The organism is Qipengyuania sp. YIM B01966 (assembly GCF_016461955.1).
Lineage (GTDB): Bacteria > Pseudomonadota > Alphaproteobacteria > Sphingomonadales > Sphingomonadaceae > QFOP01.
The window spans coordinates 1-13,624 of sequence record NZ_JADMNM010000004.1 but is presented as its reverse complement, the minus strand read 5'-3'; the positions used below and the strand labels follow the sequence as shown (position 1 = coordinate 13,624).

The window sequence follows — 13,624 nt, the reverse complement described above, 5'->3', positions numbered from 1 at the left end:
CACCCGCACCACGGCGCGCCCCGGGCGGTGGTGCGCGCAGCGATGCGGTCGATCGAGGCTGCCGGCCTGCGGATTATCGCCGCTGCGCCGATCATCACCAGCGCGCCGCTGGGCCCCTCGCGGCGGCACTATGCCAATGGCGCGGTGCTGGTGGAGAGCACGCTCGCGCCGGATGCGCTGCTTGACATTCTGCAAGGGCTCGAACGTGCGTTCGGCCGCAGGCGGCGCGGGGCACGCTGGCAGGCCCGGGTGCTCGATCTCGACATCGTGCTGTGGAGTGGCGGAGCCTGGTCCACGCCGCATCTGATCATCCCGCATCCGGCATTCCGCTCGCGGCGCTTCGTGGTGGGGCCCGCAGCGCGCATTGCCCCGCGCTGGCGCGATCGGGTTACCGGGCTGACCCTCCGGCACCTCGCCACGCGCCTTGACCGGCCCCGCCCCGCTCCCTAAGTGCGCACCCGGTCGGGCCCTTAGCTCAGTCGGTAGAGCAACTGACTTTTAATCAGTAGGTCGCTGGTTCGAACCCAGCAGGGCTCACCATTCACCCAGCACTCTCCAGCGTACGCAAACGCTGCGCCACCGCGGCGAGATCGGCGGCGAAGGCGGCGTCTTCGCGCGCCTGCGCCTCGCCTTCGAGGCGCAGGAGGTAGGAGGGGTGGGCGGTGATCCACAGCTCGCTGCCATCGTCCAACATATGTGCGCGGCCGCGTTCGCGCGCTATGCTGGCGGTGCGGCCCAGCAGGCCGCGCGCCGCGCTGGCGCCCAGCGCGAGCACCAGCGGCGGGCGCACGACCGACCGCTCGGCGTCAAGCCACCAGCGGCAGATGTCGATCTCCTTGGCCGTCGGGGTCTGGTTCAGGCGCCGCTTGCCGCGCGGGACGTATTTGAAATGCTTCACCGCATTGGTCAGATAGACCGCATCGCGCGCGATGCCGGCGGCGGCGAGATGGCGGTCGAGGACCTGCCCGGCAGGGCCAACGAAGGGGCGCCCGGCGATGTCTTCCTGGTCACCCGGCTGTTCGCCAATAATCATCAACCGCGCATCGAGCGGGCCTTCGCCGGGGACGGCCTGCGTGCCCAGTGAGCCGATCGGGCAGGCGCGGCAGCGCGCTGAGCCGGCGGCGATTTCGGTGGCGCTGCGCGGCCTATCGCCGAAGCTTTGTTCGCCGGCCGCGACCATCACCGCCTCGCGCGCCTGCGCGCCGGCGATCAATTGCGGGATAAGCTCGGCTTCCGGCAGGTTTTTCCAGTACTTGCGCGGCATTTCCTTGAGCATCGCGCCCACTTTGAGCCGCGCGGGGTTGAAGATCGAGGCATAATAGCTGCGCCACAGATCCTCGGTCGGATCGCCGCCGGGCGCATCGCTGCGCTGCGCGGGCGGGCCTTCCGAGAGGGTCTCGCCGTCCCAATGAAGCGAGCCGCGCGGGGTCAGGATCGACCAGCGCATATTGGCGAACCGGCGAACGAAAAAGCCGGCATTGGCGCGCACGATGTGATGATCGGGCTCGAACCACGCGACATAATGCTGACCGTCATCGACCATGGCAGCGTTATCCGTAACAGAAACGGCCCTGAACCGGACAAAGGCGTGCATCTTGTGGCTGTCACGGCGCACAGCCTTGGCCCATTCCTCCACTCTGCGGACGTGCGGGTCGGCCTTATCCTCCATCGCCTGGGGATTGGCCTGCAGCCGCCAGAGCAGCGCATACAGCGCGTCGAACCGCGCCGGGTCGCTATGGAGCGCGGCGTCGCGGGCAATAGCGAGGAACGGCTTGCTGGCGCGCACGGCAGGGGCGTCAGGTGGCGGGGTGGGGAGCGGGGTGCCGGCGGTGCCGAACAGATCGCTGGTGGTGCCGGGTTCGAGCCAGGCGAGCCGTTCGGGCGGGATGCCGCACTGGATCGCCTGACGCGCGGCATCGCGCCAGGCGTCGAAATCGTCGGGCGCGGGCAGGCTGACCGCGTAATGCGGCGCGAGGTCGGCAGCGGGGCGCGCGCTGCTCATGCAGCGAACAGTTCGAGCTGCTCCTGCCTGGGCGCGAGCAAGGCACGCAGATCGGCGCGGTCGGTCAGCAGCGTCGGCCGCCAATCGATCGTGCAGATGAACGGGCGGACCTTGGTGATCGAGACGGTCAACCGGGCGACATCATCGAGCCTCAGCGCACGATGGCGGCGCGCGGCGATCAGCCTGTTGACCGCCGTCACGCCCAGCCCCGGTACGCGTAGCAGCATTTCGCGCGGCGCGCGGTTGACGTCGAGCGGAAAGGTCTCGCGAAACTTGAGCGCCCAGGCGAGCTTAGGATCGATATCGAGCGGCAGATTGCCGTCGGGCCCGGTCGCCTGCATCACCTCGCCCGGCTGGTAGCCATAGAACCGCATCAGCCAGTCCGACTGGTAAAGCCGGTGTTCGCGGATCAGCGGCGGGCGCTTCAGCGGCAGCACAGCGCTTGCATCGGGGATCGGGCTGAACGCCGAATAATACACGCGGCGCAGGCGGAAATTGTCATACAGCCGGCTCGCCTTGCCGACGATATCGGCATCGCTCGCCGCATCGGCGCCGACGATCATCTGGGTCGATTGCCCGGCGGGCGCAAAGCGCGGCGCATGGCGGAAACGCCGGCGCGCATCCTTCGCCTCGACAATCGCCTCTTTCAGCCCGCCCATCGCCCCTTCGATCTGGCGGCCATCCTTGTCGGGTGCGAGCCGCGTCAGCCCGGCATCGGTCGGCAATTCGACATTGATCGACACCCGGTCGGCATAAAGCCCCGCCTGATGGACAAGCTCGGCGTCGGCTTCGGGGATGGTCTTGAGATGGATATAGCCGCGAAAATCGTAATCCTCGCGCAGGATGCGCGCGGTTTCGATCAGCTGCTCCATCGTGTGATTCGAGCTTTTGACGATCCCCGAGGAGAGAAACAGCCCCTCGATATAATTGCGCCGATAGAATGCGATGGTGAGGTCGGCGACCTCTTGAGGAGTGAACCGCGCGCGGCGTACGTGCGAGCTTTTGCGGTTGATGCAATAATGGCAGTCGAAAATGCACTGGTTGGTGAGCAGGATCTTGAGCAGCGAGATACAGCGGCCATCGGGCGCATAGGCATGGCAGATGCCCATTCCCTCTGTGGAGCCAATGCCTTTCCCGCCGAGCGAATTCTTCTTCGCAGTGCCCGATGACGCGCAGGACGCATCATATTTCGCCGCATCGGCGAGCACTTCCAACCGTTCGAGAATCGGCGCATCACGCATTGGTTCGCTATATGTTCCGCTGATACCGCTGTCGAGAACGAACGCGCATCGGCAGCGTTGTTTCCAACAATGGCCCGCGCCGCCGGTGCCACATTGCCGCCCGGCGCGTTAGGCGGCTACAGCGCAGCGCGCGGACACGGGGACGCTTGAAGTTGAACGAGAACGAAGCCCGCAAGATGCTGCTGGTGCGCGCGGTCGAGATCGAGGACCGCGAGGGCACGCTGTTCACGGCCGAAGACCGCGCACAGGCGGTGCGCCATGCTGGCGAATATCGCGGCGGCAGCGGCGCGCGGGCGGCCGAGGGCTGGCTGGCGCGGCGCGCCGACTTTGCCGCCGGGCGCCTCGCCACGCGGCATCCGGGGATCGAGCGGCTGCTCGCCGGGCGCAGCTTCCCGCGCTGGCTGGGCATTGTCCTCCCTGTGCTGGCGCTGGCCGCGGGGTTTGCCGCCAACGAGTTCGGCAACAGCCGGCGGCTCGATCTGCTGGCGGTGCCGCTGCTCGGCACGATTGCATGGAACCTCGCGGTCTATCTGTGGACGCTGATCGGCGCGCTGCCGCGGCAGCCGGCGATGCCGCACTTCGTGCTGCGCCGGCTGGCGGGCGCGATCGATCCGGGCGAAGGCAGTGTGGTCCAGCGCGGGGTCGCCCGGTTCCGGCGCGACTGGCTGGCGGCGAGCGCGCCGCTGACCGCGCATCTTTATGCCCGCACGCTGCATCTGGGCGCGGCCCTGTTCGCGTTGGGGCTGGCGGGCGGTATCTATCTGCGCGCGCTGGTGATCGAATATCGCGCCGGGTGGGAAAGCACCTTTCTGGGGCCGGAGGCGGTCCACGCGATCCTGGCCGCGGTGCTCGGCCCGGCGAGCCTGTTGACCGGGGTGGCGATCCCGCCAGTGGCCGAGATTGCCGCGATGCGCTGGCTTGGCCCGCTGACGGGCGCGGCGGGCGGCGGGGTCAATGCCGCGCCGTGGATTCATCTGTGGGTGGTGACGCTGCTGGGCGCGGTGGCGGTGCCGCGCCTGCTCCTCAGCACATGGCACGGCCTCAGCGCCTGGCGTATGGCGCGCCGTTTTCCCGTGCCGGGGCGCGAGGATTTCTATGTCCGCCGGTTGCTGCGCGATGCCGGCGGCACGGCGCCGGCGATCCGCGTGACGCCCTATGCCTATACCCCGGCGGCGGATATCCGCGCCGCGCTCGCCGCCGCCTTGCGCGGGGCGCTGGGCGACCGGGCCGAGGTGCGGATCGACCCGCCGGTCGGCTATGGCGAGGAAGAGGCGTGGGCGGGCACAGTGACGCTCGACCCGGACGAGGATTATCATTTGCTCCTGTTCAGCCTTTCAGCCACTCCCGAGGCGGAAAATCACGGCGAGATGGCGGCCCGCCTCGCCCGCTTGCGCGCCGAACGCACGCCCGGCACGCGGGTCGTCGCGCTGGTCGATGACAGCGCTTTCCGCCGCCATTTCGCCGGGCAGGACGAGCTGGCCGAGCGGCTCGCCAGCCGCCAGCGCGCCTGGGCGGCGGTGCTCGCCGAAGCCGGCGTCGAGCAGTTGACCACCGACCTTGCCGGCGAGGGCGATGCGCTGCTGCGCCAGATGGAAGGCGCGCTCGCCGCCGATGCGCTGATGGGGGCCGGCCGATGAGCGATTATGAAACCGTGCCCGCGGCGGGCGGCACAACGGTCAATCTCAGCCTGATATCGCACACCAATGTCGGCAAGACGACACTGGCGCGCACCTTGCTAGGGCGCGATATCGGCGAAGTCCGCGACGAGGCGCATGTGACCGATATCTCCACCGGCTATGTGCTGGTGCAGGACGGCGCCGATACGCTGATGCTGTGGGATACGCCCGGCTTCGGCGATACGGCGCGGCTGCTGTCGCGGCTGCGCATGGCGGGCAATCCGACCGGCTGGTTCCTCAGCCAGGTGTGGGACCGCTTTCGCGAGCGCCCGCTATGGTCGAGCCAGCAGGCGGTGAAGAACGCGCGCGAGGAAGCCGACGTCATCCTCTATATGGTCAATGCCGCCGAAGACCCGGCGGCGGCGCGTTATGTCCAGCTCGAGATGGAGGTGCTCGGCTGGATCGGCAAGCCGGTGGTGCTGCTGCTCAACCAGATGGGCGCGCCGCGGGCCGACAATGCGCGCGAGATCGATCTGTGGCGCGATGCGGTGGGGAGCGAGCTGGTTCGCGCGGTGCTGCCGCTCGATGCCTTTGCCCGCTGCTGGGTGCAGGAAGGTGTGCTGCTCGAAACGATCGCCCCGCTGCTGCCGCCTGCCAAGGCGCCGGCGATGGCCGGGCTGACGGCGCGCTGGCACGCGCTCAACGCTGCGCGCTTTGCCAAATCGATGGCGGTGCTGGGCCGCTTCATGGCGCAGGCCACTGCCGACCGCGAGCCGGTGGACGAACCCGGCTGGCGCGACAAGCTAGTGCAGAGCCTGGCCGGTGCGCGTGGTGGCAGCGGCGAGGTGCGCCGCGCGATGAAGGCGCTGGCCGGCCGCCTGAGCGACGAGACCGCCCGTTCGACCGAGGAATTGATCCGCCTCCATGCGCTGACCGGCAATGCCGCGCGAAAGGTGATGGACCGGGTGGCGAGCGATTATGCCCATGCCGCGCCCACGCCCGAAGGGCCGGCGGCGGCTTTGGGCGGGCTGGTCTCGGGCGCGGTCGGCGGGCTGGCGGCCGATCTTGCCGCGGGCGGGCTGACGCTGGGCGGCGGGATGATCGTTGGCGGTATTCTGGGGGCACTGGGCGCCACCGGGGTGGCCAAGGGCGTCAACATGGCGCGCGGCGAGGACAATTCGACGCTCGGCTGGTCCGAAGAGTTTACCGAGCAACTCGCCGTCTCGGCGCTGCTGCGCTATCTCGCGGTGGCCCATTTCGGGCGCGGGCGGGGTGACTGGTCGGAAGGCGAGCATCCGCCGTTCTGGCCCGAGATGGTCCAGCGCGAAGTAGCCGCGCACGAGAGCGAATTGCGTGCGCTGCGCCGCAGCGCCAGCCGCGGGGCCGATACCGACAGCGCCGCCGGCTTTACCGCCTTCCTGCAGGCGCGGGCCGAGGCGTTGCTGGCCCGGCTCTATCCCGCCGCCGCGCATCTGGTGCGCGCGGCCGATGCCGTCTCAGAAAGCGAGCGGGCGCTGGTCGAGCCGGCGGGCGAGCCGCACGGCGAGCGCGATCAACGGCGGCACGAGGATCAGTGACAGCACCACCTTGGCCATCACCTGACCGATGAGGAGATTGGTGATCGGAAACTCGCCATAGAAGGCGAGCGTGATGAAAATCACCGAATCAATCGCCTGGCTGAGCGCGCTGGCAATCGCCCCGCGCACCATCAGCCCCAGCGTGTTCTGCCCCGCACCGCTGCCGCGCAGGCGCGAAAAGATCCAGATGTTGAGCAGCAGCGAGACCAGGTAAGCCACCGGGCCCGAGGCAACCACGCGCCAGAACTGGCCATGCACCAGTGCAAACGCCTCCGCCGCGCCGGGGCGACTGGCGATCATGTCGGGCGAGGGCGGCAGCGCCAGAACCACGGTCATCAGGAAGATCGACACCGCAAGCGGCAGGAAGCCCCACCAGACGAGCCGGTTGGCAATCCGCTCGCCGTAAAGCTGGGTCACCGTGCTGGCGATCACCACCAGCAACAGGAAGGCAAAGATCCCTGCCTCGACCGCCAGTTCGGCAATCGGCAGCGCGACCTGTTTGAAGGCGAGGAAGCCGGCCAGCACGGTCATCCCGCCATAGAGCAACAGCATGACGAACAGGGCACGGGGGAAGGAGCGCGGGGCGCCGGCGGCGCCGTGGTGGTCGGGCAGGTCCATCGCCGGTGCCTATTGCGCGGGGCGGCAAAAGGGAAGACCTGCGCCGGCCGCCTCCTCCGCCCGCATCTTGTAGTTTTCCGCCAAAAGCGCAAAAGGGGCTCAGCGCCGGATTGGGGGCGCGCTCTTGTCCGGATAATCTATGCCGCCCGTAGTGATGAGCCTGATCGGCATCCTCGCGATCCTGTTGATCGCGTTCGTCCTGTCCACCGCCCGGCGGCGGATCAATCCGCGGATCGTGTTTTCGGCTTTCGCCCTTCAGGCGCTGATGGCGTTCCTGGTGCTGGGCACCGCCATCGGCCGGCGGGTGATCGGCGCGATGAGCGACGGGGTGGCGGCGCTCCTGTCCTACGCCAATGCCGGCACCGCCTTCCTGTTCGGCGCGGAAAACCCGCTCGCCAACACCTTTGCTTTCGGCGCGCTGCCGGTGATCGTGTTCTTCGCGGCGCTGGTTTCGATCCTCTATTATTTCGGGATCATGCAATTGATCGTGCGCTGGGTCGGCGGGGCGATCGGCAAGGTGACCGGGGTCAGCCAGGTCGAGGCGCTGGGCGCGGCGGCGAACATCTTTGTCGGTCAGTCGGAAAGCCCGCTGGTGGTGCGCCCCTATCTCGCCGCGCTCACCCCGTCGCGGCTGTTCACCCTGATGAGCGTCGGCATGGCGGGCGTCGCGGGCACGATCCTGGCGGCCTATGCCGGGCTGCTCGGCCCCAGCTATCTGCCGTTCCTGCTGGCCGCGGCGTTCATGTCTGCGCCGGGCGGGATCCTGATGGCCAAGATCATCATGCCCGACGATGCATCCCCGGCGCCGCTCGAGGACGGGCCGATCGAACTGCCCGAAGCGCGGATCAGCGCCGAAGGACCGGCGGCGCTGGTCGAGAGCGGGCGCCCGCACGAGGTTGAAGTCGCCGAGACGTTCGAGGACGGACACAAGCCGGCCAATGTGATCGAAGCCGCCGCGCAGGGCGCGCAGACCGGCGTCAAGCTGGCGGTTGCCGTGGGCGCGATGGTGCTCGCCTTTGTCGCACTGGTTGCGCTCGCCAATGGCCTGCTCGGCTGGGCCGGCGGGTTGGCGGGCTATCCCGACCTGTCGTTCCAGCGCATCCTTGGCTGGGTATTCGCGCCGGTGATGTTCCTGATCGGCGTACCGTGGACCGAAGCGGGCACGGCCGGCGGGCTGTTCGGCACCAAGATCGTGCTCAACGAATTCGTCGCCTTCATCGATCTGGGCGCACTAGATGCGGCGGCGCTCAGCGAACGGAGCCGGGCGATCGTCACTTTCGCGCTGTGCGGCTTTGCCAATTTCTCCTCGATCGCGATCCAGATGGCGGTGACGGGCGGCCTTGCGCCCAACCAGCGCCCGGTGATCGCGCGCCTCGGCCTGCGCGCGCTGGCGGCGGGCAGCCTCGCCAATCTGATGAGCGCCGCGCTCGCCGGCCTGTTCCTCCCCGCCTGACCTTCGAGTATCTCTCATGGACACCATCGCCACCGTCTCGCTCGCCCGCCCGCTGGAGGAGGTTTCAGCGGAGCTTGGCCGCTCTTTCGCGGAATACGGCTTTGCGGTGATCCGCGACCACGGCATCCCGGCCGACCTGATTGCCCGCGCCGAGGCCCTGTCGCGCCAGTTCTTCGCGCTGCCCGATGATGCCAAGCGCACCTATCACATCGCCGGTGGCGGCGGTGCGCGCGGTTATACGCCGTTCGGCACCGAGAAGGCCAAGGACGCCGAGGTCCACGACCTCAAGGAGTTCTGGCATATCGGCCGTTCGCTGCCGGCGGGCCACCCGCTCGGCGAATATATGCCGGCCAATGTCTGGCCCGATGAGGTGGCGGGATTCCGCGAGACATTCGAGGCGCTCTACGCCGCGTTCGACGCTGCCGGGGGCCGCGTACTGGAAGGCGTGGCCCTGCATCTGGGCCTGCCGCAGACCTTCTTCGCGCCCACGGTGGCCGATGGCAATTCGGTGATGCGTCTGCTGCATTATCCGCCGCTGACCGGCGCCGATGCCGAGGGCGCGATCCGCGCCGCCGCGCATGGCGACATCAACACCATCACCCTGCTGCTCGGGGCCGAGGAGGCCGGGCTGGAGCTGCTGACCCGGCAGGGCGAATGGCTGGCGATCGACCCGCCGGAGGGCGCGCTGGTGGTCAATATCGGCGACATGCTCGACCGGCTGACCAACGGCCGGCTGCGCTCGACCACGCACCGGGTGGTCAATCCGCGCGGTGAGGCGGCGCGGCGGGCGCGCTATTCGATGCCCTTCTTCCTCCATTTCCGGCCCGATTATACGATCGAGACGCTGCCTTCGTGCATCGCGAAGGGCGAATCGCATCCGGCCCCGATTTCCAGCCACGATTTCCTGATGCAGCGCCTGCGCGAGATCAATCTGACCTGATCGCGACGCGGTGCGCGGCATGCCTTTCGCCTGCGCGAAAATCTTATCCACTGTGGCTTTGACGCAACAGCGGTAAACCGTTGAAGTGTAACGCAAAATATGCGTCTATGGGCGCAGCCGCATTTTGGCAGCGTTTTGTCACGCGGCGGTAACAAAACATACTTCTGTGCGTCGCGCATCGCTCCTAACGGGGCCACAGATTTCTGATCCGGCCGGCCAGCTATGGCAAACGGCAAACACAGGGACTTTGCGATGAAGCTCAAATACCTCCTCGCCGCGAGCGTTGTCAGCCTCTCCGCCACGGCCATCATGCCTGCGCCTGTTATGGCGCAGCAGATCACCTCGGCTGTTCAGGGCACTGTCTATGACGACGCTGGCAACCCGGTCAGCGGCGCGACGGTGACCATCACCGATACCCGTACAGGCGCAGCGCGCACCATCACCACGGGCGCGGGCGGCACCTTCAACGCCACGGGCCTCGTCACCGGCGGCCCGTACACCGTTGCCGCCAATGCTGACGGCTTCGAAGGCCAGACGATCAACGATATCTACACCTCGCTCCAGGGTGCGACCAACCTCACCTTCAACCTGACGGCTGGCGGCGGTGAAATCGTCGTGACCGCCGCGCGGGTGCGGGTCACCCAGCTCGCCGTTGGCCCGGGCACCAATTTCACCACCGAAACGCTGGTCAGCGCGCCGAGCTTCCGCCGCGATATCCGCGATATCATCCGCCTCGACCCGCGCGTCAGCCTCGACCGTGACGATGGTGGTTCGGGCCAGGACCGCATCTCGTGCCTTGGCGGCAATGACCGCGGCAACGCCTTCACCGTTGACGGGATCAGCCAGGGCGACGTGTTCGGCCTTAACGACACCGGCTTCTCTTCGCGCTCGTCGACCCCTCTGCCGTATGACGCGGTGCGCGAAACGCAGGTCCAGTTCGCCCCGTTCGATGTCGATTACGGCAACTTTACCGGTTGCGCGATCAACGTGGTTACCAAGTCGGGCTCGAACGACATCCGCTTCGGCGGGTTCTTCGAATATTCCGACAGCGGGATGCGTGGCGATACGCTCGACAACAATGGCACCATCATTCCCGTCGCGCCGATCGAACCGGAAAAGAACTGGGGTGCGTGGATTGGTGGCCCAATCATTCGCGACCGCCTGTTCCTGTTCGGCGCATATGAACATCAGGAAGCCGGCCAGTCGCAGGACGATGGCCCGGTCGGCGCCGGCTATGCTAACGAACAGCTGGGCATCACGGTCCAGCAGTTCAACGAAATCTCCGATGTGCTGCGTACCGTGTACGGGATCGACACCGGCCCGCTGGTGACCAGTCGCCCGTTTAAGAACGACCGCTATTTCGTGCGCGGCGACTTGCAGATCACCGATGATCACCGTCTTGAAGGGACGTATCAGCGGCTCGAGGAAAGCTCGACCCTGCCGGACGATCTGTTCACCGGCACCTCGCCCCAGGCTATCGGCCAGAACACCTTCCGGATCAGCGGCACGAAGTCGGATTATTATTCGGCGCGCCTCTATTCCACCTGGAGCGACCGGTTCAACACCGAGCTGCGCTATTCGCGGGCCGAGGTGCAGGATCTGCAGGATCCGATCGGAGGCGGTGAAGCGCAGTCGGACAATCCGATCCCGCGCATTATTGTCGGTATCGACAACCCGACCGGCCGCGACGGCACCGTCCTCGCCGGCCCCGGTATCTCGCGTTCGGGCAACGATCTGCGCACCACGATCGACCAGTTCCGCGCCGCGGCGACAATCTTTGCCGGCAATCACAAGTTCAAGATCGGCGCGGAAGTGAACCACGCCGATCTGTTCAACCTGTTCGTCCAGAACGCTACCGGCACGCTGGTCTTCCGCAACATCGCTGACCTGCGCGAAGGGCTGCTGTCGCCCGGCACGGGCAACTTCCAGACCAGCACGACGCCGGCCAACGTTGTTTCGGGCGCTACCGAAGGGGCCTTCGGCAACTTCTCGGCGACGGGCGATGTCAACGACGCCGCGGCCAAGTTCACGCGCACGATCTTCTCAATCTTCGCGCAGGATGAATGGCAGGTCAGCGACCGGCTCGAGGCGGTGTTCGGCGTGCGCGTCGACTGGTACGATGGTGGCCGCCCGGCGCTCAACACGGTGTTCGTCGATCGGTACGGTATCAACAACAATGCCGGGTTCAGCAACCTCGATCCGTTGGTGATGCCGCGCCTCGCGCTGACTTATGATGTCGGCCAGCTCGGCTTCATGGATTTTGCCAAGCTGCGCGCCGGCGTCGGCATTTTCTCGGGCGGTGACCCGCTGGTGTGGTTCGGCAATGCCTTCCAGAACGATGGCCGCGGCTTTGCCACCGGCACCACGCAGGACGCCGCTTGCGGCACTGCGCGGATCGACGTGGTCCAGAACGGCCGCTTTACCGGCCTGCCGACCTGTTTCCAGCAATCCGCCTCGGCCTCGGCCGCGCGCGGGCTGGGTGATACCCAGTCAATCAGCCCGAACATCCAGCAGCCTTCGGTACTGCGGGCCAATGTCGGCTTCCAGGCGCTGCTCGGCACCGGCGAGGGCGGGTTCTTCAACGGCTGGAACCTCAACCTCGATTACATCTACAGCAAGTATCGCAATCCGTTCACCATCGTCGACCTGTCGCAGGTGGTGAACCCGGCGCTGGGCCTCAATGGGTATACCATCGACGGGCGCCCGATCTATCGCGCGATCGATGCCAACAATGTCGGATGTACGGCGCAGCTGGTCGATCTGAATCCGGCACCGGTGTTCCAGGGCGTCAACGCGCCGTGTTTCGCGACCAGCCGCGATGACGAGTTGCAGCTGACCAACGCCGATGGGTATGAAAGCCACATCGCATCGATCATCCTGTCGAAGAGCTTCGAAGGCGGCCTGCTGACGCCGGGCGGAAATGTCGATTTCAACATCGGTTATTCCTATTCCGACGCGCAGGACCGGCGGAACATGTACAGCTCGACTGCGGGCTCGAACTACGACCTTTCGGCCGCGTTCGACCGGCAGAACCCGGCGCCGAGCCGCGGCTTCTATTCGAGCAAGCACAACATCACCGGCCGTCTCGCCTTCCGCGAGGAGTTCTTTGAAGACCTCTCGACCCGGCTGGCCTTCACCTTCGTGGCGCGTTCGGGCCGTCCGTACAGCTTGACGTTCGGTGGCAGCGGCATCTTCAACGATGACGCGTCGGGCAGCGACAACGCGCTGGCCTATATCCCGACCGGGGCGGGCGATCCCAATGTCTCGCCGCTGTCGACTGCCGGCGTGGCGGATGCCTTCGCCGCCTGGGCCGCGACCGAGAGCTGCGCCGCCGGATATGCTGGCCGCACGATCGAGCGCAACACGTGCGACAACGACTGGTACTACGACCTCGATCTGTCGCTTTCGCAGGAAATCCCCGGCCCGGGCCGGCTGTTCGGCCGCGACGACAAGCTGAAGCTATATGCAACGATGGACAACTTCCTGAACTTCCTCGACAATAGCTGGAACCTCCAGCGTCGGCGGAACTTCAGCGGTTTGCAGGATGTGGCGCGCGTCAGCGGGGTTGATCCGCAGGGTCGCTATATCTTTACCGCGTTCAACGGGGCGGACGACATTGCGGGCGACAATTTCGTCAATGTCAGCTCGTCGGCATGGCGTTTGAAGGTTGGCGTCAGCTACGAATTCTAAGCGCCAACACCACCCGCGAGGGTTCAGCAACGGCGGCAGCCCTGCGGGGTTGCCGCCGTTCTCTTTTGTCGCGCGGCGAAGCGGGGTAGGGATAACGCGTAACTGGCGAGGGCGGGCAGCGCGAATGAGCGAACAGGGTAGGTTTACCGACGGGAGGCGCCGGCTGAAGCCGGGCACGCTGGTGCTGATCGCGCTGTTCCACCTCGCGGTGTTCTACGGGCTCGTGCGGGCGTTCGCGCCCGACATCACCCGCAGCGTGGAGGACAGCGTGCTGTCCACCTTCAGCGTCACCGTCACTGCCCCCCCACCGCCACCCCCGCCGCCGGCACAAGAGAACAGCGCGCCCGATGAAGGGGCCGCCGGCGCGCCTGCGCCCAAAGCGACCCCGCGCGAAGTAGCCGCGCCCACCCCGCGCGTGCCGGTGCCGCGGCCCAGCGCCGCCCCGCGCGCCGCCTCGACCGGGCGGGCCGACCGCTCGGGCGCGGCG

Annotated in this window: 9 protein-coding genes, 1 tRNA gene and 1 pseudogene; 8 read left to right on the top strand and 3 right to left on the bottom strand. The window is 67.1% G+C overall.

Annotated features, from left to right (window positions below; genetic code table 11):
* Positions 1 to 30: 30 nt before the first annotated feature.
* Together folK and ILT46_RS06200 are read left to right on the top strand one after the other, a co-directional pair.
* A complete protein-coding gene (gene folK / locus ILT46_RS06205; RefSeq protein WP_370592360.1) occupies positions 31 to 450 on the top strand; it encodes a 2-amino-4-hydroxy-6-hydroxymethyldihydropteridine diphosphokinase in 420 nt (139 codons plus the stop codon).
* Between the two features lie 14 nt (positions 451 to 464).
* Positions 465 to 540, top strand: a tRNA-Lys gene (locus tag ILT46_RS06200).
* A 1-nt stretch (position 541) separates the two neighbouring features.
* On the opposite strand, the gene ILT46_RS06195 is transcribed toward ILT46_RS06200, so the two are convergent.
* Positions 542 to 2,002 (bottom strand): UdgX family uracil-DNA binding protein, encoded by a 1,461-nt coding sequence (locus tag ILT46_RS06195; RefSeq protein ID WP_199503773.1) that lies wholly within the window; start codon positions 2,000 to 2,002, stop codon positions 542 to 544.
* Positions 1,999 to 3,243, bottom strand: a complete 1,245-nt coding sequence (locus ILT46_RS06190; RefSeq protein ID WP_199503772.1) for a putative DNA modification/repair radical SAM protein — start codon at positions 3,241 to 3,243, stop codon at positions 1,999 to 2,001. Before ILT46_RS06190 ends, ILT46_RS06195 begins: the two co-directional genes overlap by 4 nt.
* A gap of 152 nt (positions 3,244 to 3,395) precedes the next feature.
* Here ILT46_RS06190 and ILT46_RS06185 point away from each other — a divergent pair, with 152 nt between their 5' ends.
* Positions 3,396 to 4,880 (top strand): DUF2868 domain-containing protein, encoded by a 1,485-nt coding sequence (locus tag ILT46_RS06185; protein WP_199503771.1) that lies wholly within the window; start codon positions 3,396 to 3,398, stop codon positions 4,878 to 4,880.
* Positions 4,877 to 6,436 (top strand): GTPase domain-containing protein, encoded by a 1,560-nt coding sequence (locus ILT46_RS06180; RefSeq protein ID WP_199503770.1) that lies wholly within the window; start codon positions 4,877 to 4,879, stop codon positions 6,434 to 6,436. Before ILT46_RS06185 ends, ILT46_RS06180 begins: the two co-directional genes overlap by 4 nt.
* Here ILT46_RS06180 and ILT46_RS06175 read toward each other — a convergent pair.
* Complete coding sequence (locus tag ILT46_RS06175; RefSeq protein ID WP_199503769.1) at positions 6,356 to 7,054, bottom strand: queuosine precursor transporter; 699 nt, start codon at positions 7,052 to 7,054, stop codon at positions 6,356 to 6,358. The two genes, ILT46_RS06180 and ILT46_RS06175, sit on opposite strands and share 81 nt — an antisense overlap.
* 139 nt (positions 7,055 to 7,193) lie before the next feature.
* Here ILT46_RS06175 and ILT46_RS06170 point away from each other — a divergent pair, with 139 nt between their 5' ends.
* From ILT46_RS06170 to ILT46_RS06155, 4 genes and pseudogenes are all read left to right on the top strand, one after another.
* Complete coding sequence (locus ILT46_RS06170) at positions 7,194 to 8,507, top strand: NupC/NupG family nucleoside CNT transporter (RefSeq protein WP_199503768.1); 1,314 nt, start codon at positions 7,194 to 7,196, stop codon at positions 8,505 to 8,507.
* Positions 8,508 to 8,523: 16 nt separating this feature from the next.
* Positions 8,524 to 9,447 carry an isopenicillin N synthase family dioxygenase gene (locus ILT46_RS06165; RefSeq protein ID WP_199503767.1) on the top strand — a complete coding sequence of 308 codons (924 nt, stop codon included), beginning with the start codon at positions 8,524 to 8,526 and terminating at the stop codon, positions 9,445 to 9,447.
* 252 nt (positions 9,448 to 9,699) lie between these two features.
* Complete coding sequence (locus tag ILT46_RS06160; RefSeq protein WP_199503766.1) at positions 9,700 to 13,137, top strand: TonB-dependent receptor; 3,438 nt, start codon at positions 9,700 to 9,702, stop codon at positions 13,135 to 13,137.
* Positions 13,138 to 13,261: 124 nt separating this feature from the next.
* Positions 13,262 to 13,624: pseudogene (locus tag ILT46_RS06155) on the top strand (hypothetical protein); the annotation flags it as partial.